This window comes from Pseudomonas akapageensis (genome assembly GCF_011355085.1).
Classification (GTDB): Bacteria; Pseudomonadota; Gammaproteobacteria; order Pseudomonadales; family Pseudomonadaceae; genus Aquipseudomonas; species Aquipseudomonas akapageensis.
This window is the reverse complement of sequence record NZ_VXCP01000008.1, coordinates 1-22,574: the sequence shown is the minus strand read 5'-3', so window position 1 is coordinate 22,574 and position 22,574 is coordinate 1. Positions and strand designations below refer to the sequence as shown.

The following is a 22,574-nucleotide window of genomic DNA, read 5'->3' as shown; positions in this document are numbered from 1 at the left end:
ACGACTATCCAGCTTCAATTTAGGTAGAGATAGATCTGCATAACTCACGCATGAAAAAAAATTGCAAAACATTAGGAGGCAAATTAGCGATGACGAATTAACTCTTCTCATTTACGCAAGCCCCCAAATTTTTCGTATAGATTCGTACACCTGTGTGCGATCGTGCAGGCCATTGGTTCCGCCGTTCACCGCCAAAGTTACGAGCCCGACGTTGTTAGGCTCATTATTAATCAAGACATTAATATCGCCCTGCGCATTATGTCTTTTGCTAACAGCTCCATTATGACGCCAATACCAACAAGAGACATCAATAGCATCAAACATATTTTCAGCGAGCAGGCCAGGAGAGCTCACAAAATCAATGCCTCTGTATTTGGAGTAAGATCTATAATTGTTTTTCCACGTCAGCTGTATCAAACCTTTTCCTTTGTACTTTGGACCGTCGCCGACCTCTGTATTTCCGCTGGCAGTGGCGTTGGTATGATTTCCAGGGTCGTACTGCGTACCTGAGGCGAATTCGACAGTCGTTTCAAAGGCAGCGGACTCATGAAAGCATTGTGAAATAAAATGCGCCTGCTGGTGCGGAGAAATTATTCCGTACCTTTCCAGAGCCTCATTGAGCAAAATTACAAATTTATACTTGTCATATTTATATATTTGTGGATGTTTTTCTTCGAACTCTCTAGTGAATGTCCGGCCCCCCCCTTTTCCTGTAAACCAGTCACCCGTTTTGCCAGTAATTTTTTCCAAAAAATCTACAGTAATTCTTCGAGTACTAGTTTGAAATCTCCCCGCCAACCCCACCGCATGAAAGTGATAAACCTTCGCGTACCCCGGTAGCCCAACCTTCTCCGCCACCTCATCCCACCAGCTCAGTTGCTTGAGCCGCTCCTTCTCCGCCAACCAATTCAGGTTTGGCGTCGAACCGCTGTGCCCGAGTATTTCATCCAGCGCATCCCACTTCTGCGCCCGGTAATACCACTCGCTTTCGGCGCGGATGATCAGTTGCGCGATCGACTGGGCATGAGCGGGCAACTTGAGGGCGGCCTGCAATTCCTTGGCGGTCATATGGCTTTCCGAGTTGCGGCCAATGATCTCGACCAATCGCTGCTTGATCTGCCCCTGATCGCCTTCGTCGGCCATGCGGCCAAAGCGTTCGAGTTCCGCTTCGCTGAAGTCGCCAGCGGCCCGCCTGAAGGAGGCCAGCATCTGCCGGGGCAGGTCGAAGTGGTAGATGATGTCGTAGCCTTCCCACGACCAGGGACTGACCCACGGGGTAACGTCCACTTCTTCGCGCACCCAACCGTCGATCAGCTTGTGGTCGGCGTCATGCAACAACCCGTCGAGGCGGTACCAGTTATAGGCCTTGCGATCACTCGTGGCGGGCTCCGTGATTTTGCAGTCGGCAGACAGCCCATCGAGCAGGCTCTTGGGGACCAACAGGTCGGCGTCGCTTGAGGTGGTGTCCCCGTAGAAAAAATTAGGTGGCCGCTTGGCGCTGAAGTGCTCCTGATGCGCCGCCACCACCGTGCCTTTGGCCAGTTTCAGCCAGGTCCTGCTGCTGGCCGGGAGGCGCTGCGCCCAGGCGCGACTGGCTTGAATGAACGGTTCCACCTCATCGCCGCTGAATACTTCCAGGTGCAATTTCTTTTCTGGGGCCGCATGGCTGTCCTGGTACAGTCCGATGTGACCGATCAGGTCCCCGGCCTTGATTGGGACGGGCTGGTCGAGTACGACCACGCGATCACGGGCCAGGGGTTCCAGCCCACCGGGGAGCGACTTGTAGTGCACGTACTGGTTGACCCGCTCCAGCTTGCGGAAATCGCCGTCACCGCTGATCGTCACTTCCGTGCCCTTCGGCAGTTCCCCAATCTTATCGCTATCACGCTTTGCTTCAGCGCGCACGTTGAGCGCGCCCTCCTTGGTGGCGACGCGGTACTGGCCTCCCTCGATGGGCTCCAGCAGGCTGATGGCGACATAGCCCCGCAATGAACCCTCGGCGCTGATCAGGTCGGCTGGACCGAGGCTGTTCTCCAGCTTGCGGTAATCACCGTCGCCGCTGACGGTTACCTGCGCCCCCCGGGGCAGGAGGTCGAGGACCTGGCCCTGCCACGCCTTGTGGCGCACGTTCAGACCCGGTTGATTGGGATAGCGAGGGTGGAAGTCATTGACCGTTTCCTTGACCCGGCGCGTCGCGCCCTCGGGCCAGAAGGCCGAGCGCGTTAGGGCCGCATCAGCCTGATAGACCGCCCAGTCCTGCAGGTGCAGGTACAGGCTGAAGAAGGTCAGGCTGGGCGGCGTGTCGGCGCTGCCCTCGATTTTCGGGGCCTGCAGACGATGCCGCACCAGCACGAAATTGCGCGAAAAGGGTCTCAATGTCGGCAGCTTGTTGACGATGTAGGACGTGGTCGGCGAGCGCTGGTCGATGCGGTAGGCCACCACCTCGCCGTCGGCCAGGCAATGCACGCTGGATGGATCCAGGGTGCTGGCGGTGCCGTCGTCGAAATGCACGCCACCGTGCCAGAGGCCATTGACCCCCAGCGGGTAGAAGCCCGCTTTTGCGTCGGCCAAGTGAGTCAGTTGTCGCAGCGGGTCGCGCGTTTCCTTGAACGGATGGCTCCAGTTCTGTACCGGTGGCAGTGTGTCACTGAGCTCGGCAGGCGAGGCTGCGCGAACGGGATCGGTGTCCGGCGTTGATAGGATCGGGGGATGGCGTACGTCGAAGCGAGCGTCGCGTTCGTGCTGGGGGACGCCAAACAGCCATCTGAGTAGGCTAGCCATGGGGTTTGCTCCTTGCAAAGGGATTAGCCAGAGATCACCGAACGCCCTTGGGTTTCGGTTTCATGCGCTTCCAAAGGTGGCAGCGGCGATGGCATTGCCAGCGCTTGTTGGGCGGCGCCCTGATAGGAAAAATGCGCGGACTTGACCAGATAGTCGCCCGCCGTACCCGATTCGATGCTGTTGGGATCGAGGGTGATGTAGCTGCCACCGGCATTAAGGGTGATTTTCTTCTTGGCGGTGATGCGGATTTCGTCCTCAGTGCTGGTGATGTCCAGACCATGCCGGGCCAGCAGTTCCAGCTTGTCGTTCTGCGCCTGGACAATCACCGGCCCCTGGTTGGCGATCAGCTTGAGGCCAAGCTTGCGCACGAACAGACTCAGCCCCTGCCCCACGCCCATGAAGAGGCGCTTGACCACGCTGATATCCGCTTCGCCACCGGCGTTAAGCATCAGGTTGTGTTGCGCCGCCAACTGCAGGTGTTTGCCGCTGGTCAGGGCGATGCCCTGGGGTGCGCTGAGCAGCAGGACGGAGGATTTGAGTTGTTCCAGGTCCTGCCGGAGCAGGCTGATTTGCGCTTGGACGTCTGCCGGTTCGGCGTGGCTGGCCTGGGCATCGACCGAGAGCTTTTGCAGTTGTTCGCCGGCCTGTTGCAATCGATCCACGGCGGCGCTCATGTCGAGCACCGGGCCCTGGGCTTTGGCTTGTTCCTCGGCGCTGATGAACAGGCCTTTGCCACTTCGGATCGCCCCCCAGCCATCGGTGCGTAGCTCAAAACCTTCACCGCGTTTTTTCTTCTGGCTATCGACCAAGTGCCCCAGATTCAGCTGGCTCTTGCCACTGTGCTCGGTACTGAGCTTGACGTGCTCTTCGCCGCGGTTGTCCTCCATACGCAGCTTGTTATTGGCTGGCGTGCGCAGGACGTTGCGCTTGCGGTTGTACAGGGTGACGGGGTCAGGGTGTTCGCTGTCGTGCAGGGCGTGGGCAATATAGGGTCGGTCCACATCACCCCGCTCGAACGCGATAGCCACTTCGGTGCCGGCGAGCAGCGGCAGGTGCAGGCCGTAGGTATCGCCGGCGTAAGGCCGGGCCCGCCGCAGCCACATGCTTTCCTCGCCACGCGGCCAGGTGTCGCGGTCGAAGAGGAAGTTGACCCGGTAGCGGCCCTCCGGGTCCATCTCGGCATAGAGATCATTTTTCTGCGGGTTGGTGACGCGGGCCGGGACGGTGCCGGCGATTTGTGGCTTGGCCCGCAGCGGTGGGCGGAAGCACACCCGGTCGGCATAGGGCATGGCCTCGAAGGTGACCAGGAGGCTGCTGTCGCGTGCGGCTGTGGTCGTCATTTTGGTGATCACCGCACCCGGGGCGAAGGCCTGCGGCGCACCGTCGGTGATCTTCAGCACCTGGCCCGGCGCCAGGGTGGCGCTGCTGCTGACGCCGCTCAGGCGGGTCTGCTTATTGAGGTAGCGTTCGTGGCTCAGGCGTGCGTAGAAAATGCCGCTTTCGCATTGCAGGGTTCTTTCGTCCAGGGCATAGCGGTCGCCGAGCACGGTGTAGGGTTCGGCGTAGTGGTAGGCCTCGCCATAGGTGGTTTTGGCGCCGCGGGTCTGGTCGATGTCGCCGTCTAGGAAGGCGCTGGCTTCGCGGTGGTTGTAGGCACGGATGTTGATGTTGCGTTCCACCACCTGGTGGCGGGTCTGCAAATCCCAGGCGGCGTCCTCGTCGCTGCTCAAGCCGCCGGGCTGGCGGTACGGCAGCTCCACGTCGAACTGGTAATGGCGCTGGTGGTCATGGAACTCGACCACGTCGATCTTCAGGCGTTCGTCGCTGGTGAAGCGGTACCAGATGCCGACTTCGGCCAGCAGGCGGGCGATAAAGGCCAGGTCGCTTTCGCCGTATTGCATGACCTGTTCGCGTTTCTCGTATTCGTTCGCCAGCCGAAATAAAAAATCCTGCCCTCTAAATTGGTGGCGGCTGCGCAGGATGTGCTCGACGATTTCCGGTACGGATTTGTGCTGGTAGATGCGGTACTGCTTGCCCCGGTCGAGCAATGCCAGGCGCGGTTGCAAGGTGACTTGGTAGCGGGCTTCGTCGCGGGACGCGGACAGCCGCTGGAAGTCGGTGATCACCCCATAGAAGGTGCGCAGCGGCTTGATCTCGGGTATCGGCAGGCCAAAGGAGAACGGCTGCTTTTGCGGCGGGGCGTGCAGGCTGAAGCGGGCTTCGCGGCCGAGCAGTTGGTCGGCCGCGAGGTCCTGTTCGGGGCAGGTGAACTCGATCGAATAGTTGAAGGGTTTGCTCAGGCATTCCTCACCGCGAAAAACCAGGACGTCGAGCGGTGCCTTGATATCCCCCACCCGGAGTTTATGGCGGCTGTGGTCGAAGAAGGTAACAAATGCTTGGGACATGGTCAGGCCTCCGTGGCCACGGGATATGTAAGATCAAGTTGTTAGTCAGGTTGAATTCGAGGCAGCGGGTTGCGCAGGTCAGCAGAACACTGACTTTTTTCGAACATTGAGCATGAAGCCAACAAACACGAAACCAAGCAAGATTGGAATTCGAACTTTCAAGCAAATACCGAACAACTCACGAGACGCGCACCAACTTCCTACCTAGAACAATAGTGAATGACTTCACTCAACTAGTCCACCCTCCAAAGTAAGCTTGGGAAATTTCCGACTAAACCTCAGAATACGCCTACAATTGACGCTAGAGAGCCGCTACCAAAGCAGCCAATCACAAGGGCAATAGACACCCCGCTCACCAACCCCGCTTATCGCATTCAGCCTCAATATATGCACTAACAAACACCCTACTATTGAAACCAGTTTTTACAAACCAAATGCGACCGGAAAGATCCTACATACTCCTAAACCAACTTCAGCAAGCCCTTCACAAATTATTGCTTTTACATTGCAACTCATTCACAGCCGATCGCTCCGGGAGTCACATTCGAAACAATATGAAACAATGAAATTTGCCAAAGGCGTAAAGTTTTACCTGGCGATTTTGAGACGTTCAGGGTTGCTACAGAGAGTGGATCTTTCATCAGAACACCAGCAGTCCCCGCTCAATAAGCACGCTACAACACGCAGATGCAGCCTCTCCTTCTGCCGCTTGCAGGCAGAAGGTGGTACTGGTCGGTCTACTAGGGAGCGGCCAGGATTAGGACTGGCCGCAAAGGATAGCAAAGCCCTGGATAGGCTCTGCGCCAAGGAGGGACATGGGGCACGAACCGCTAGCGCATCTCAGCCATTGGTAGCCAAGGGATACAGCTTCTCATCAAACTGCGACAACCGTGGAAAGTCGATCGGCCGATCCTGCTCCAGGTTTTCGAGGCGCTCACGGTACTGCTCCAGGAACTCTTCGCGCGCCTCGGCACTGATGTAGGGCACATGCCAGGCCACGAACGGCGGCAGTACATCCAGCCCCACATACGCCAGGGTACCGCGCAGGATCGGCCGCAGCATGTCTTCCAGCGGGCCATGGATCGCGCCTTCGCCGAACATGTGCTCGCGCCCGCCCAGGGTCACGGTCACCAGGGCTTTCTTGCCGGCCAGGCCGCCCTGGTCGTAGAAACGCTTGCCGCCGTAGCAGATGCCCGACACCAGTACCCGGTCGATCCAGCCCTTGAGCATGGCCGGGGCCGAGAACCAGTAGATGGGGAAGTTGAGGATCAGCAGGTCGGCCCACAGCAGTTTGTCCAGCTCCTGCTGGATATCGGCGGCCAGGGACTGGCTTTTCACGCCCAGGCGCTGTTCCAGGGCGTAGACCAGGTAATCCGGGTTCTCCCGGGTGGAGAAGTCGTCGGCGCTGGCGATCGGGTTCCAGTTCATCGCATACAGGTCGGAGACCTGCACTTCATGCCCCTGGGCTTGCAAGGTCTGCACGGCCTGGTCACGCAGGGCGGCGGTGAAGGATTTCGGCTCGGGGTGAGCGTGGACGATAAGTACTTTCATGGTGATTCCTTGAATTCTCAGGGTTGAGCGACCAGGGGCTGGCCTGCGCCGCGCTGGTCGAGGATGCGGTCGAGCCATTCGGGGTCCATTTCCGGCTCCGAAGAAAACAGCAGGCCGGTGTAGTCCTGATGCGGCGGTGTGAAGATCGATTTACGGGGGCCGTGGTCGACCACCCTGCCCCGCTGCATCACCACCACCTCATCGGCAATGGCGCGCACCGTGGCAACGTCGTGGGTAATGAACAGATAGGACACGCCCAACTGCTGCTGGACCCGGTCGAGCAGTTTGAGAATGCCCTCGGCCACCAGTTGGTCCAGCGCCGAGGTGACCTCGTCGCAGATGATCAGCTGCGGATCGGCCGCCAGGGCACGGGCGATACAGATGCGTTGCTTCTGGCCGCCGGAAAGCTCGCGGGGCTGGCGCTCCATGAACTTGTCGGGGTCGAGTTCGATCATCGCCAGCAAATCGGCGACCCGATCACGCAAGGCCTTGCCCTTGAGGCCGAGGTAGAAACTCAGGGGCCGGCCGATGATGTCGACGATGCGCTGGCGCGGGTTCAGGGCCGTGTCGGGGATCTGGTAGATCATCTGGATCCGCCGCAGTTGCTCCTTGGAACGCTTGCGAAAGTCGATTGGCAGCGGGTTGCCCTCGTACAGCACCTGGCCAGCGGTGGCCGGCAGCAGACCGGTGATCAGCCTCGCAGTGGAGCTCTTGCCACTGCCCGACTCACCGATCACCGCCAGGGTCTGGCCGCGATAGAGGCTCAGTGAAACATCGTGCAGGACCGGCTGCTGGCCATAACTGGCGCAAGCCTTGCGCACTTCCAGCAAGGGCAGTTCGCTGCGCGGGCGTGGCTTGGGTTCGGTGCGAAAGCAACGCACGGCCCACAGCGATTTGGTGTATTCCTCCTCGGGTGCGGCGAGCATCTTGCGGGTTTCGGCTTCTTCGACCAGCTTGCCATGGCGCAGGACCATGATCCGGTCGGCCATCTGCGCCACCACCGCCAGATCGTGGCTGATATAGATGGCCGCACTGCCGTAGCGCTTGACCGCATCGCGAATCGCGGCCAGCACTTCGATCTGGGTGGTCACGTCCAGGGCCGTGGTCGGCTCGTCGAAGATGATCAGGTCCGGGTAGCACGCCATGGCCATGGCCGTCATGATCCGTTGCAGCTGGCCACCGGAAACCTGATGCGGATAGCGCTGACCAATCGTTTCGGGGTTGGGCAGGCGCAGCACCCGGTACAGCTCGATGGCTTCGGCCTCGGCCTGGGCGCGGCCGATGCCGGCATTGGTGACGGCCGTTTCGATGTGTTGATCGATCAGCCGGTGCGCCGGATTGAAGGACGCCGCCGCGCTCTGGGCGACGTAGGCGATACGCGTGCCGCGCAGCTTGCGCAGGTCGTCGGGGGCGAGCTTGAGCAGGTTCATGCCATCGAACTGCACCGAACCACCGGTGATGCGGCAGCCATCGCGGGTGTAGCCCATCGCCGCCAGGCCCAGGGTCGACTTGCCCGCCCCGGACTCACCGATCAGACCCAGCACCTCACCGCGTTGCAAGGTCAGGTCGATGCCCTTGACCAGCGGGTGCCAGGCATCCTCGTAATGCCCTTCGATCTGCAGGTCGCGAATGGTCAGCAAGGGTGATGCACTGTTTACCAGGGGTTTGTTCATGCTCAGCACTCCTTGAGCCCGCTGGATTTATGCAGCATCCAGTCGACGACGAAATTCACGCTCACGGTGATCAGGGCAACGGCCAGCGCCGGCAGCAACGGGCTGACGTCGCCGAAGGTGATCAGCACCGCGTTGTCACGCACCATGCTGCCCCAGTCGGCCGTTGGCGGCTGGATGCCCAGGCCGAGGAACGACAGCGCACTGATGAACAGGAAAACAAAGCAGAAGCGCAGGCCGAATTCGGCGATCAGCGGCGCGGCGGCATTGGGCAGCACTTCGCGCGTCACCAGCCACCACAGGCCTTCGCCGCGCAGGCGCGCCGCCTCGACGAAGTCCTGGACCACCACGGTCATGGCCACTGCCCGCGCCAGGCGAAACACCCGGGTGGCGTCGAGCAGGGCGATCACCAGCACCAGCGAGGTGGCCGTGGTGCCGACCACACTGAGAATCAGCAAGGCGAAAATCAGTTGCGGAATGGCCATCAGAATATCGACGACCCGCGACAGACCCTGGTCGACCCAGCCGCCCTTGATGGCGGCGACAAGGCCGCAGGTGCCACCCAGCAGGAACGCCAGCACCGTGGTCAGGAAGGCAATGCCCAGGGTATTGCGCGCACCGAACACCAGGCGACTGAACATGTCCCGGCCCAGGTTATCGGTGCCGAGCAGGAATTGCCCGCCCCAGGGTGCGAAGCCATCGCCGACCACCTCGGTTTCACCAAAGGGCGCCAATACCGGGGCGAACAGCGCGACCAGTATGTACAAGAGGATCACCGCCATGCCGAACTGCGCACTCAGCGGGGCCCTGATCAATTCAATGAACAGACGCTTCATGGACTACCCCTTCGGATGCATCAGGCGTGGGTTGCTGGCGATGGACAGCACATCGGCCAGGGTATTGAGCAGCACGTAGGTCGCCGCGAAGATCAGGCTGCAGGCCTGCACCACCGGAATGTCGCGCTTGGCCACCGAGTCCACCAGCAACTGGCCCAGACCCGGGTAGACGAACACCACTTCGACCACCACCACACCCACCACCAGGTAGGCCAGGTTCAGGGCCACCACGTTGACGATCGGCGCCAGCGCGTTGGGCAAGGCGTGCTTGAAGATGATCCGCGACTGGCTGATGCCTTTGAGCCGGGCCATTTCGATGTACGGGCTGGCCAGCAGGTTGATCAGGGAGGCGCGGGTCATGCGCATCATTTGCGCGATCACCACCAGGCTCAGGGTTGCCACCGGCAGCACCGAACGCTCCAGCACCTCGCCGAACGAGGCATCCGGCGCCAGGTTGGAGATGCTCGGGAACCAGCTGAGCTTGACCGAGAAGTACAGGATCAACAGGTACGCCACGAAGAACTCGGGGAACGACACCGCACTCAAGGCCGAAGTATTGAGCAGGCGATCGAACCAGGAATTGCGGTACAGCGCCGCCAGCATCCCCAGGAACAACGCCAGCGGCACCGAGACCAGGGCCGCCAGCGCAGCCAGCGACAGGGTGTTGCCCAGGCGTGCACCGACCAGCTCGGCGATGGGCCGCTGGTTGGCCAGCGAAGTGCCCAGGTCCCCTTGCAGGAAATGCCAGATCCACTGGCCGAATCGCGTCAAAGGGGGCAGATCCAACCCCAGCTGGGCGCGGAAAGCCGCCACGGTTTGCGCCGTGGCGGACTGGCCGAGCATGGCCTGGGCGACGTCACCCGGCAGCATGCCGACGGCCAGGAAAATGATCACCGAAACGGCGAACAGGGATAACACCCCCAGCGCCAGGCGCTGCAACAACAGCTTGAAAAGACTCTTCACCGCATGACTCCTTGCGTGAACATGACCCGGCCCTTGTGCAAGCGATCAGCCGATCAGGCTTGCCACCAGCGCTCGATCACCCGCAGGCCGTCGAGCTCGCCGTAAGGTGCGGTTTGGCCGCCATGGGCGACGCGATTGGAGCGTGCGGCCACGGAGCTGGCGAACAACGGCACGATGGCGCCACTGTCATCGCGGCAGATCTGCTGCATCTCGTTGTACATCTCGCGGCGCAGCGGGTCGTTCATTTCGCCACGGGCGGCGTTGAGCAACTGGTTGAAGCGCGGGTTGTCCCAATGGCTTTCATTCCAGGCCGCGCCCTTGGCGTAACCGATGCTGAACATGCGGTCGGCGGTCAGGCTGCTGTACCAGAAGGAGCTGGTGAAGGGTTGTTTGTTCCAGACGTTGGAGAAGTAGCCATCGGCAGGTTCGCGCACCACATCGATGTCGATACCGGCCTTGCGCGCCTGCTCCTTGAACATCACCGAGGCGTCCACGGCGCCGGCGTAGGCCGCGTCGGAGGCCTGCAGGCGAATCTTGAAGGAATCGACCCCGGCCTGTTTCAGGTAGAAGCGCGCCTTGTCCGGGTCGTACTTGCGCTGCTCCAGCGCGGTATTGAGGAAGCGGCTACCCGGCTGGATCGGGTGGTCGTTGCCGACCATGCCGTAGCCGTGCAGGACAGTGCCGAGCAGGGCATCGCGGTCGATACCGTGCTTCATCGCCATGCGGATATCGTTGTTCCTGAACTCCTGGCTGTCGCAGAGCATCGGGAAGGTGTAGTGCTGCGCACCTTTGGTTTCCTCGATCACCAGGTTGGGGTTGCGCTTGAGCAGCGCGACAGTCTTGAGGTCGACCTTGTTGATCACGTCGACCTGGCCGGTCACCAGCGCGTTGATCCGCGCGGCGCCATCGGCGATACCGATCAGCTCGGCGCTGGCGAAATGCGCCCTGCCTGGCTTCCAGTAGTTGGGGTTGCGCTCCAGCACCATGCGCACGCCCGGCTCGAAGGATTTGAGCACATAGCCGCCGGTACCGACGCCGGCACGCCAGTCGGCAACGCCGTCCTTGCTCGGCATGACGGCCACATGGTAGTCCGCCACCACATAGGCGAAATCGGCGTTGCCCGCGTGCAGTTCGAACACCACGCTGTCGTTGCCGTCGGCACGGACCTTGGCGACATCGCCGAGCACAGTCTTGGCCGCCGAGGTGGAGCCTTCGCCCAGGTGATGATTGAACGAGGCGACCACGTCCTCGGCGGTCAGGCTCTTGCCGTTGTGGAACTGCACGCCCTGGCGCAGTTTGAAGGTCCAGACCTTGGCATCGGACGAAGCCGACCAGCTTTCGGCAAGTTCGGGAATGGCGGTGCCGTCCACGGCGATTTCGGCCAGGGTGTTGTACACCGCCGAGAAGCCGACGAAGGTAAAGGTGTCGCTCCAGGAGCCCGGGTCGTAGGAGTCGGTGGTGCTGGCACCGGCCAGACCAAGACGCAGTACGCCGCCCGCCTTGGGCGTGGCTTCCTGGGCGAAGGCATTGATTGGCAGGCCCATGGAAAACGCGGCGCCTACCATGCCCGCGGCCATGCTGTACTTGAGAAAATCCCGGCGGTGAAGCATGCCGTTCTGAAGCGCTTGAGTAATCTTGTTGTTGTTATCGCTCATTGCATTGCCCCTGTCGTTTAAACGCGGAGTTGCTGACACGCACATGTAGCCGCTGCCGCAGGCTGCGCTCGCCTGCCTCGCAGGCGCAAAATCTCGAAATCCCCGGGGGCCTTGCGGCCCCAGCGCAGCCTTCGGCAGCGGCTACAGTTTGCGTTCATCAAAATCCGAACGTTTTTTATGGAAGCTGCTAATCTTGTAATTGTTAACGTATCAAACACATTAACAATTTGAAACCCACTTTCATCGTTTGAGCAGGTAATATTCACAGGATCGAAAATGCCTGCGAAGCTCTTCCCAAAACCCTGCCCAACCCGGGAACCCAACCGCCCCATGAGCCAGTCGACCCGCCTGATCACAGCGTCTTACATTCTGTCGTTCGTCGCGGCCAACGCGCCGCAGAAACTGCGCACGGAAACCATCGCCAAGTGGGTCAAGACCCACCCTACCCGCGTGCGCAATCTGGTATCGCAGATGGTCAAGGCCAACATTTTGAAGTCGTACCGAGGCGCGCGCGGCGGCCTGACCCTGGCAAGGCCAGCCAACCAGATCACCCTGCGCGAGGTCTATGACGCGGTGCAGGAAAGCTCGCTGATCGCCGAGAAGATCGACAACCCGTTTTCCGGCATGGAAGACCATTGCAAGGTCTTCGAAGTGTTCACCAACCTCTTCGCCATGCTGGAAAACAATGTTCGGCTGGACCTGGGCAAGATCACAGCCGATCAGTTGTTTGTCGCCTTCGACACGCCCCTCGAAAATCAGCGCTGAATGGCCTTGATCTCGACGAACTCGGCCAGCCCCTCCTCGCCCCACTCACGGCCGTTGCCCGACTGCTTGTAGCCGCCGAACGGTGCCTGGTAGTTGAACGCACCTCCGTTGAGGAAGCACTGCCCGGCGCGCAGTTGCCGCGCCAGTTCCAACGCCCGCGCCGGGGTACCGGCCCAGACACCGCTGGACAGGCCAAACGGAGAATCGTTGGCCAGCTCGATGGCATGGGCTTCATCGGTATAGGGAATCAGGCACAGCACGGGCCCGAAAATTTCCTCCTGGGCAATGCGCATGCGGTTGTCGACGTCGGCGAACAGCGTTGGCTTGACGTAGTAACCACGCTCCAGTTCCGCCGGCGCCTCGGCCCCGCCACACACCAGGCGAGCACCCTCCTGCAGGCCGATCTCGATGTACTCGCGCACCGTGCGTCGCTGGGCTGCGGAACACATCGGCCCGAGGAAGCTTTTCGGGTCAAGGGGGTCGCCCATGGTCAGGCTTTCACACTCGGCCCGGGCTATTTCCACCGCCTCGGCATAACGACTGACCGGCAGCAGCATGCGGGTCAAGGCGGTGCAGGTTTGCCCCGAGTTGATCATTACGTCCTGCACGCCGTAGCGCACCGCCGCCTCCAGATTGGCATCCTCGGCAATCAACAGCGGCGACTTGCCGCCCAGTTCCAGGCACACCCGCTTGACCGAGGGCGCCGCCGCCTGGGCCACACGCACCCCGGCACCGGTGGAACCGGTGAACGAGACCATGTCCACATCCGGGTGGCGTGCCAGGGCTTCGCCGACCTTCGAGCCAGGCCCGCTGACCAGGTTGAACACCCCGGCCGGCAGGCCGATGGCCTCGATCATCTCGGCCAGCAGGAAGGCGTGCAGAGGTGTTTCCTGGCTCGGCTTGACCACCACTGTACAACCCGCCGCCAGGGCCGGCGCCAGCTTGCCTATCAATTGATGCAACGGGTAGTTCCACGGATTGATGAAGGCGCAGACACCAACCGCTTCACGCAACACCAACGAATTGCCAACTTCGCGCACCTCGTCCATCAACCCGGCGATTTCGATGTAGTGCTCCAGACCCGCAATGGGTCCCTCGACCTGCACCGAACGCGACCATTGCACCGGCATGCCCAATTCGCTGGTGATCACTGCGGCCATCTCATCGGCACGGTCCTGCAACTGATCGGCCAGGGCGCGGATGTAGCCTGCGCGCACGCTTGACGGCGTACGCGACCAGCTGGCAAAGGCCTTGCGTGCAGCGGCGACGGCGCTGTCGACATCGCGCTCGTCACCCAGGGGCACGACACCGACGACCGCTTCGGTCGCCGGGTTCATCACCTCGGCCAAACCCTGGCCGGACGGCGCCTGCCAGGCACCGTCGATAAACAACGCGTTGTACTCAAGCATTGCGCGCCTCCATCAGTTCAGTCGCGCAACGGACGATCCGCTGGCAAGCGTCCTGCAGCTGCGGGGTGTCCAGCACCAGGCCGAGACGGATATGCCCTGCCGCACTCGGACCGAAGGCTTCACCGGCCAGCACCGAGACCCCTTGCTGGTCGAGCAGGCGGTTGGAGAATTCATGGGCACTGAGGCCCGTGGCACGGATATCGACCATCACGAACATGCCGCCATCAGGCTTCAGGGCACGCAGGCCCGGACAGCCGGCAAAGCTCTCGCAGACCAGGTCGCGGCGCTGACGATAGGCCTCGCGCATGGCGTCCAGCTCCGGCAATTGCGCTTCCAGGGCCACGACCGCAGCGTCCTGAATGAAGTCCGGCAGGCCGTAGAGCATGCACAGCGCCAGGTTCTCCAGATGCGCAGCCAGCGCCGGCGGCGCCACAACCCAGCCGACGCGCCAGCCGGTCATGGCGTGGGATTTCGACAAACTGTTCAGGGTGGCCGTACGTTCGGCCATGCCGGGCAAACTGGCCGGGCTTACGTGTTCGCCCTCGAACAACAGTTCGCTGTAGACCTCATCGGAGATCAGCCACAGGTCGTGGGCCACGCACAGCTCGGCCAGGGCTTCCCAGGTGGCACGCGGCAGGCTTGCACCCGACGGGTTGTGCGGGCTGTTCAGAGCCAGGGCACGGGTACGCGGGGTGATGCGCGCGGCGACGTCCTCGGGTTGCACCCGAAAGCCGTTCTCCGAACGCACCGGCACCGGGATCACCGTGGCACCACAGGCCCCGAACACCGCTTCGTAAGTCACGTACATGGGTTCGGCGACGATCACCTCGTCGCCGGGGTTGAGCACGCACTGGGCAACGCTGAACAAGGCACACTGGGCACCGGCCAGAACGATCACCTGACTGTCGTCCACTGCATGGCCGCTGCGCTGCTGATGGCGCCTGGCGATGCTTTGACGCAGCGTCCGCTTGCCGCGGACATCGGCGTAGTGAGTATTGCCGCCGCGCAAGCTCTCGACGGCGGCGTCAACGATCGGCACCGGGGTGTCGAAATCCGGATCGCCCACCGAGAGCAACAGGATGTCCTCGCCCTGTTCCTGCAAGGCCAGGGCACGGTAGTGAATGTCCCAGGCTGCAGCGCCGTCACCGGCGATGCGTTGTGTCAGTGCGGAAAAACGCATGATGCTTACCTCTATGGATAGCGCTTATAGGACTTACCGCTCGACCAGCACCTTGGGGTTGGAATTGCCCCAGACGGTGTACAGGTCGGCGAGCAACGCGCCGTTGATTTCTTCGATTTCAGCCTGGCTGATCTCGCCCTCGCCCTGCTTGCCGAACAGCACCACCTCATCACCGGCTTTCACATCCGGGGCATCGGTGACGTCGACCATCAGGGTGTTCATGGAAACCTTGCCCACCACCGGTACGCGGTGGCCGTTGATCAGCACCACGCCCTTGTTGGTGAACACCCGGCGATAGCCATCGGAATAGCCGACAGTGATATTCGCCAGTTTCGAATCGCGGCTCAGGGTGTAGGTACGGTCATAGCCGACGGTGTTGCCGGCCGGGTAACTGTTGACCGAGGCCACGTGCGACTTGAACTGCATCACGCGCTGATACTCGGTGTGCGACACCACGGTATCGCCAAACAGGGCGCCGCCGGGGCGGACCATGTCCAGGTGCGATTCCGGCACTTCCAGGGTGGCGAACGAGTTGGCCGCGTGCAGGGTGATCTTCTTGCGATCGAGCTGGGCCACGTCCATCAGCCAGGCCGCTTGTTCGTTGAAGGTCGCCAGGCCCTTGCGCACATCGTCCTTATCCTCGACGGCGAAGTGGGTCATGATCGCGACCACTTCCAGGTTCGGCACCTTGGTGATCGCCACGGCGTCTTTCTTGCCCTGCTCGGTGGCCATTTCCACGCCGTTGCGGCTCATGCCGCTGGAGTTCAGGCCGATGTGCACCTGCAACTTGCGCCCGTGCTTGTGGGCCAGCTCAGCCACCTGACGGGCGAAGTCGATATTGCCGACCAACTCCTGAGCGTTGTATTGCAGTGCGTCTTCCAGCTCGCTCAAGGAAGCGGTGCGTACGCGAATCAGATCGCCCTTGAAGCCGCTCTGGCGCACCACGCGCATTTCCTCGTTGCTGGCCACGGCCACGCAGGGCACGCCGTATTTGATCACCGACGGCATCACCAGGCCGATACCATGGCCATAGGCGTCAGCCTTGAGCACCGCGCACAGCTTCGACTTGCCGGCAAGTTGCGCCTGCAGCGTCTGAATATTGTGATCCAGCGCGGCCTGGTTGATTTCAATCCAGGCGTTGCTGTTCTGCGCCACCATCGCGCTGGTGCCGTTGTTCAAAGTCAGTGGTGGTGCGGCCTGCACCTGGCTCTGCAGAAAGACCAGACCCAGGGACAGCGCGAGAACGGTACGGGTAAAAGGCATGGCAAACGATCCTTATTTTTGTTGATCCATCACGGTGGATCCGGAGAATGGCGGCGCCACGAAAGTGTCGTCGCCGCTGGATTCTACGGACCCTCAAACAGCGTATTTGTGTCGTAGTTCGATCAGCGTCACACCGTTTCGGCTGAATCCTTCTTGCAAGTCCTGCTGCAACTGATCCAGGCTCTGCGGCTGCTTGACGGTGCAACCGAACGCCCGACCAAGCCCGGCGAAATCAGGGTTGCGCGGCAGCACGCCAATCGGCTCGATCTCAAGCCCGACCATGTCATCGCGGATCTGGCCGAGGGCGTCGTTGTTCCACAGCAACACCACCAGCGGACTGTCCAGTTCCTCGGTGGCCGTGGCCAGTTCCTGGGCGGTGTAGAGGAAGCCGCCATCGCCAACCAGAACCAGGCCCGGCCGTGTCGGCGCACCGAACTTGGCGCCGATGCCGGCCGGCAAGCCGTAACCGAGGGTGCCGTAGCCGGTCGGGTGCAGCCAGCTGCGTGGGGCGTTGCTGGCGAAGGCGTAGTTGCCGGTGTAGGCCAACTGGGTCATGTCGCTGCTGATAAACGCATTGTCCGGCAGCACGGCCTGGATGCGATCCAGAATCGACTGGTGGATGGCCTGCAATGGCGCATGTCCGGCCTTGACCGCCTCACGCAATGCTTGCACGGCGGCGACGGCAGCGCTGCTGTCGCGGGCGGCTTGCGGCAGACGCGCCAACAGCGCCGCAGCAGTTTCCCGGGCGTCGCCGTGCAAGGCCACGGTGCACGGATAGAAGTCATTGAACTTGCGCGCGTCGATATCGACCCGGATCAGTTCGGCATTGAGCGGCAGGCGTTCGCGCCAGTAATCGGTGTCGGCCATCTCGGTACCGATGGCAAGCACCACGTCGGCCTGGGCGATCAGGTCCCAACCCGGCTGCACGCACAAGGTCGAACCGGCGTTCAAGGGTGCATCGGCTGGCAACAGGCCCTTGCCGGCAACGCTGGTGAACAGCGGTGCAGCCAGACGCGTGCTCAATGCCTCGAGTTCGCGACCGGCTTCAATTGCACCGCCACCGGCGATGATCATCGGACGGCGCGCCGCCTGCAGTTCGGCCACAGCGATACTCAACGCATCGCTCGCCGGCACGCCACGACCCGGGCGACGCACCACTTCGTTGCTCCAGTCGCGGGCAACCTTGGCCGACAGCACATCGAGCGGCACCGAGATGTGCACCGGACGCGGACGCTCGCTGTCGAACACGGCGTAGGCGCGGGCGATCAGCTCGGGCAGATCCTCGGCACTGAGGGCGACTGCCGAGAACGCGGTGATCGGCGCGGTCATGGCGCGCTGGTCCTGGGTCTCGTGCAGGCAGCCCCAGCCCTTGCCCAGGCTGGCGGTATGGTTGACGCTGGAAATCACCAGCATCGGGATCGAGTCGGCGTAAGCCTGGCCAATCGCGGTGGCAGCGTTGGTCACGCCGGGGCCGGTGATGATGAAACACACACCCGGCTTGCCACTGACCCGCGCATAACCGTCGGCCATGAAGCCTGCGCCCTGCTCGTGGCGCGTCAGCACATGGCGGATGCCACTGCCGGGCAAGCCGCGATAAAGCTCCAGCGTATGCACGCCAGGGATGCCGAATACAGTGTCAACGCCGTAGTTGGCCAGCAGGCGCACCAGCGCCTGGCCGCCTGTCAAAGTCTGTTCTGCTTGCATGGTCATCTCCATTTACTGCTGTCCGAGGCGAATCAACGCATCGACCGCTACCGAGCCCTGGGCACCGGCCAACAAAGGGTTCACATCGAGTTCGAGCAAGAGCCCTGCGTTCTCGCAGGCGTAGTCGGCCACGGCACGGATCGCCGCCACCAGTGCATCCAGGTCCGCCGCCTGACGACCGCGGAAGCCTTGCAGCAATGGCGCACTGCGCAAGCCCAGCAGCGCGGCGCGAATGGCTCCGTCGGTGGTGGGCAGCAACAGGCTGCGGCTGTCCTTGAGCAGCTCGACCATGATCCCGCCTGTGCCGATCACCAGCGCCAGGCCGAAGTTGGTTTCGCGCTTGATCCCGACGATCAGCTCTGCCAGTGGCGGCGTCGCCATGCGCTCGAGCAGGATCTGATCGAACGGCACGCCCGGCGCATACGCAGCGATGCGTTGTTCCATCACGACCAGCGCGCTTTTCAATGCCGTTTCGTCGGCCAGGTTGAGGGCCACGGCTCCGGCTTCGGTCTTGTGCGGCAACTGGGCGCTGACCGCCTTGAGCACCAACGGATAACCAAGCTGGGTGGCCGCCTCGGTGGCCTTGGCCGGAGTGCTCAGTACAGCTTGCGGAGTCGGCAGGCCAAAACCGCGCAGGGCCTGCTTGGACTGCCACTCATCGAGCAACCGGCCCTCGCCTTCCAGCGCCTGCGGGCAGACCGGCACCAGTGCCGACTCTCCCAGGGCCAACAAGGTTTCACGGCGCTGGCGGTAAGCCGCAATCCGGCCCCAGGCCGCCAGGCCATCTTCCACGCCTTGCAGGGCAGCGACGCCTTGCTCATGCAGCTTTTCGCGAGCCGTGGCCGGCAGCAATTCGGGGAAAGCCGAGGTGACAAAGCCGGTCTTGCCATGACGCTTGAGCGCCGCGCAATAGAGCTCCAGCAGCAGGTCGCATTCCTTGCGTTCACCGGTGGCTTCGGTCGGATAGTCGAGCACCAGCATGGCCGCATCGGCTGGCGTGCGCAGGGCGCTGTCGAGCATGCGTTCCAGCGCTGCGCCGTCACCCCAGATCGCCGTGGTGAAGTCCAGCGGGTTGACCAGGTTGGCATAGCCGGGCAGGACCTGCGCCAGTTCGGTGACCTGACCGTTGTCGAGCTTGGGCAGGGTCAAGCCATTGCGTTCGGCGTAGTCGGCGATAAAGCCGGCATCACCACCGGAGCAGGCCAGCGCGATCAGGCTTTCGCCGCTCGGCAAGTTGCCACAAGCCGCCGCCTTCAGCGTCTCGACGAAGCTCACCGGGCCACTGACACGAATCACCCCGAGGCGATCGAACAGGCTGTCGTACAAGGCATCGGAGCCGGCCAGCGAGCTGGTGTGGCTCAGCGCCAGTTCCGCACCGATCTGCGACACACCGGTTTTCAGGGCGATGATCGGAATACCCTTCTCCAGCGCCTTGTGTGCGGCGCGGGCAAAGCCCGGCACGTTCTTCAGGCCTTCGAGGTGCAGGCCGATGGCAGTCACGCGTGGCTCGTCGAGCAGCACGTCCATCAGTTCGGCCACGCCCAGTTGCGCCTGGTTGCCGACCGACGCCATGTAGGCCACCGGCAGCGAGCGGTCGCTCATGGACAGGTTGTAGGCGAAGTTGCCGCTCTGGGTGAGCACTGCCACGCCCTTCTCCACCGCCTTGCCGCCATGGGCCACCGGCCACAGGGCCGAGCTGTGCAGATAGTCGAGCAGGCCGTAGCAATTGGGGCCGAGCAAGGCCATGTCGCCGGCAGCCTTGAGCAGTTGGTCCTGCAACGCCTGGCCTTCGGCGCCGGTTTCGGCAAAGCCCGAGGCGTAGCAGATGACGCCGCCCGCGCCTTTGGCGGCCAGCTCGGCCACGCAGGTCAGGGTCAGGTCACGGTTGGTGGCGATGAACACCGCATCCGGGCCTTCGGGCAAATCCGCCACCGAGCGTACGCACGGCACGCCTTCGAGGCTGTCGTTCTGCGGGTTGACCAGCCACATCTGGCCCTGGTAACCACCTTCGGCACAACGCTTGAGCGCGCGGGCCATGCTGCGCCCGCCAATGAACGCCAGGTGGCGCGGGGCGAGCATGCGTTTGAGATTGTCACGTACCATGAATGTTCTCCCGATCAACGCAACAGCGGCCGCAGCAATTCGCGGGAAATGATGTGGCGCTGGATTTCCGAGGTGCCTTCCCAGACCCGCTCGATCCGTGCGTTGCGCCAGATGCGCTCGACAGGACTCTCGTCCATCAGGCCCATGCCGCCGAAAATCTGCACGGCGTCATCGGCGACCCTTCCGAGCACTTCACTGGCGAACAGCTTGGCCATGCCAGCCTCGCCATCGGTCATGGTGCCCTGGTCCATTTTCCAGGCGGTGTGCAGGGTCATCAGCTCGGCGGCGCGGATCTGCGTGGCCATGTCGGCCAGCTTGAAGGACACGCCCTGGTAGGTGCCGATCGGCTGGCCGAACTGCTTGCGGTCGGCCGCCCATTGCAGCGAGGCATCCAGGGCACGCTGGGCCTGACCGACGCAGTTGGCCGCAACCATGACCCGGCCTGCGGTCAGCCAGGCGTTGGCCACTTCCCAGCCCTTGCCGACTTCGCCCAGGACCTTGTTGGCCGGCACGCGGCAGTCATCGAAGAACATCTCGAACGTGTGGTAGCCACGATTGCTCACGCATTTCGGCCCACGGCGGATGGTCATGCCCGGGGTGTTGCGATCGACCAGGAAAGAGGTCACGGCGTTACGCGTCTTGCCGTTGTGCTCATAGGTGTCGGTGACCGCGAAGACGATGGCGAAATCGGCATGGCCGGCATGGCTGATGAAGTGCTTGCTGCCGTTGAGGATGAAGTCGTCACCGTCACGCACGGCACGGGTCTTGATCGCGTTGGCATCGGAACCGGCGCCCGGCTCGGTCAAGGCGAAGCAGTCGACCTTCTCGCCCTGGATGCATGGCAGCAGGTAATCCTGAATCTGCTGACCCTTGCACGCCATGAGGATTTTCGAAGGACGGGCGACGAACACGTGCACGGCCCAGGAGACCTTGGACAGCTCGCGCTCGATCAGCGCCTGGGACACATAGTCCAGGCCACCGCCGCCCACTTCCTCAGGCATGTTGAAGGCATAGAAACCGGCGGCAATGGCCTTGCCGCGAATCTCGGCGGCCAGTTCCGGCGACACCGCATCGGCGCGCTCGACGGCGTCTTCGTGGGGCAGCAGTTCCTTGGCGACGAAAGCGCGAACCGCTTCGACCAACATTTCTTGTTCTTGGGTGAGCTGGAAGTTCATAGCGCAGTCGTCCGTTTATTGGCCGATGAAGTTGGGGGAGCGTTTTTCCACGGCAGCGCGCAGTGCTTCGGCACCGTCCTGGCTGCGACCACAGAGCAGGCCGGCGGCGAGTTCGGCGCTCAGTTGCTCGGGCAAGGTGCGTTGCGCGCCTTCGCGCATCAGTTTCTTGGTCTGGGCGAAGGCAAAGGTCGGGCCGCTGGCCAGACGCTGGGCCAGGTCACCGGCACAGGCACTCAGTTGCTCGTCGGCACACAGTTCGCTGACCAGGCCTGCGGCCAGGGCGCGCTCGGCACCCCACAGCTCGTCGAGGAACAACAGACGCTTGGCCTGCTCGCTGCCGATCAGCCGTGGCAGGTGCCAGCTGGCGCCCGCATCCGGCGAGTAGGCCATGCTGGTGTAGCCGGCCTTGAAGCGTGCGGACTGGGCGGCGATACGGAAGTCGCAGCACAGGGACAGGTCCATCCCGCCGCCAACGGCAGTGCCGTTGATGGCGGCGATGGTCGGTTTGTCGAGGCTGTGCAAGCGGGTCATCAGCGCGTGGGCGGCTTCGGTCCAGCCATAGGTTTCCAGCGCGCCACGGGCCTCGGCTTCGGCCCATTCGGCCAGGTCAGCACCGGCACAGAAACTACGGCCGCTGCCGGTCAACACCACCACGCGCACGCCAGGGTCGGCGTTGTGCTGCTCGAGCAACGCATGCAGAGCCTTGAGGGTCGGGACATCCAGCGCGTTGCGCTGTTGCGGACGATTGAGGGTGATCCAGGCAACACCAGCTTCGACCTGGCTGAGCAGCGACGATTGAGCAGTCATGCGAGTCCTCGAATTGTTTTGTTTGTCATGAGGTGAGGGACGTTATGGAGGCCATACTAAACGACTGTTCAACAAGGCGGCAATGGTTAGATTTTTGACTCTACAATTTATTTAAGTATTTGTTTTATATAGATTTAATTTGAAGATCATAAATATCGGACGACTGTTTGTTACATATTCGAACAACTGCCTACAGCAACCCCCCTCGTTCCCACGCTCCGCGTGGGAATGCCTCTCCTGACGCTCTGCGTCTGGACGCGGAGCGTCTGCCACTGCATTCCCACGCAGAGCGTGGGACCGAGAAACG

General features: G+C 62.1%; 15 protein-coding genes. 1 reads left to right on the top strand and 14 read right to left on the bottom strand.

Annotated features, from left to right (window positions below; all coding sequences use genetic code 11):
- Positions 1-111: 111 nt before the first annotated feature.
- From F2S13_RS06145 to F2S13_RS06115, 7 genes are all read right to left on the bottom strand, one after another.
- Positions 112-2,781 carry a glycoside hydrolase family 19 protein gene (locus F2S13_RS06145; protein ID WP_166359588.1) on the bottom strand — a complete coding sequence of 890 codons (2,670 nt, stop codon included), beginning with the start codon at positions 2,779-2,781 and terminating at the stop codon, positions 112-114.
- A gap of 23 nt (positions 2,782-2,804) precedes the next feature.
- Positions 2,805-5,186 (bottom strand): type VI secretion system Vgr family protein, encoded by a 2,382-nt coding sequence (locus tag F2S13_RS06140; RefSeq protein WP_166359587.1) that lies wholly within the window; start codon positions 5,184-5,186, stop codon positions 2,805-2,807.
- A gap of 840 nt (positions 5,187-6,026) precedes the next feature.
- Positions 6,027-6,737: an NAD(P)H-dependent oxidoreductase gene (locus F2S13_RS06135; protein ID WP_166359586.1), complete on the bottom strand. Its 711-nt coding sequence runs from the start codon at positions 6,735-6,737 to the stop codon at positions 6,027-6,029.
- A gap of 17 nt (positions 6,738-6,754) precedes the next feature.
- The gene (locus tag F2S13_RS06130; protein ID WP_166359585.1) at positions 6,755-8,410 is read right to left on the bottom strand and encodes an ABC transporter ATP-binding protein; all 1,656 of its coding nucleotides are present in this window, start codon (positions 8,408-8,410) and stop codon (positions 6,755-6,757) included.
- A 2-nt stretch (positions 8,411-8,412) separates the two neighbouring features.
- Positions 8,413-9,243, bottom strand: a complete 831-nt coding sequence (locus tag F2S13_RS06125; RefSeq protein ID WP_166359584.1) for an ABC transporter permease — start codon at positions 9,241-9,243, stop codon at positions 8,413-8,415.
- A gap of 3 nt (positions 9,244-9,246) precedes the next feature.
- The gene (locus tag F2S13_RS06120; protein ID WP_166359583.1) at positions 9,247-10,206 is read right to left on the bottom strand and encodes an ABC transporter permease subunit; all 960 of its coding nucleotides are present in this window, start codon (positions 10,204-10,206) and stop codon (positions 9,247-9,249) included.
- Positions 10,207-10,259: 53 nt separating this feature from the next.
- On the bottom strand, positions 10,260-11,861 hold the full coding sequence (locus F2S13_RS06115; RefSeq protein WP_166359582.1) for an ABC transporter substrate-binding protein: 1,602 nt from the start codon (positions 11,859-11,861) through the stop codon (positions 10,260-10,262).
- Positions 11,862-12,191: 330 nt separating this feature from the next.
- On the opposite strand from F2S13_RS06115, the gene F2S13_RS06110 reads away from it, so the two are divergent.
- Positions 12,192-12,626: an RrF2 family transcriptional regulator gene (locus F2S13_RS06110; RefSeq protein WP_166359581.1), complete on the top strand. Its 435-nt coding sequence runs from the start codon at positions 12,192-12,194 to the stop codon at positions 12,624-12,626.
- On the opposite strand, the gene F2S13_RS06105 is transcribed toward F2S13_RS06110, so the two are convergent.
- The 7 genes from F2S13_RS06105 to F2S13_RS06075 all read right to left on the bottom strand — a co-directional run bounded on the left by F2S13_RS06105 (position 12,617) and on the right by F2S13_RS06075 (position 22,267).
- The gene (locus F2S13_RS06105) at positions 12,617-14,035 is read right to left on the bottom strand and encodes an aldehyde dehydrogenase family protein (RefSeq protein ID WP_166359580.1); all 1,419 of its coding nucleotides are present in this window, start codon (positions 14,033-14,035) and stop codon (positions 12,617-12,619) included. The two genes, F2S13_RS06110 and F2S13_RS06105, sit on opposite strands and share 10 nt — an antisense overlap.
- Positions 14,028-15,215, bottom strand: a complete 1,188-nt coding sequence (locus tag F2S13_RS06100; RefSeq protein WP_166359579.1) for a pyridoxal phosphate-dependent aminotransferase — start codon at positions 15,213-15,215, stop codon at positions 14,028-14,030. Before F2S13_RS06100 ends, F2S13_RS06105 begins: the two co-directional genes overlap by 8 nt.
- A 33-nt stretch (positions 15,216-15,248) precedes the next feature.
- A complete protein-coding gene (alr, locus tag F2S13_RS06095) occupies positions 15,249-16,478 on the bottom strand; it encodes an alanine racemase (protein WP_166359578.1) in 1,230 nt (409 codons plus the stop codon).
- A gap of 93 nt (positions 16,479-16,571) precedes the next feature.
- Complete coding sequence (locus F2S13_RS06090; RefSeq protein ID WP_425500216.1) at positions 16,572-18,188, bottom strand: 5-guanidino-2-oxopentanoate decarboxylase; 1,617 nt, start codon at positions 18,186-18,188, stop codon at positions 16,572-16,574.
- Positions 18,189-18,194: 6 nt separating this feature from the next.
- Complete coding sequence (locus F2S13_RS06085; protein ID WP_166359576.1) at positions 18,195-20,285, bottom strand: acetate--CoA ligase family protein; 2,091 nt, start codon at positions 20,283-20,285, stop codon at positions 18,195-18,197.
- Between the two features lie 14 nt (positions 20,286-20,299).
- Positions 20,300-21,460, bottom strand: coding sequence for an acyl-CoA dehydrogenase family protein (locus F2S13_RS06080; protein WP_166359575.1), 1,161 nt, complete (start codon positions 21,458-21,460; stop codon positions 20,300-20,302).
- A gap of 15 nt (positions 21,461-21,475) precedes the next feature.
- Positions 21,476-22,267 carry an enoyl-CoA hydratase/isomerase family protein gene (locus F2S13_RS06075; protein WP_166359574.1) on the bottom strand — a complete coding sequence of 264 codons (792 nt, stop codon included), beginning with the start codon at positions 22,265-22,267 and terminating at the stop codon, positions 21,476-21,478.
- Positions 22,268-22,574 lie beyond the last annotated feature (307 nt).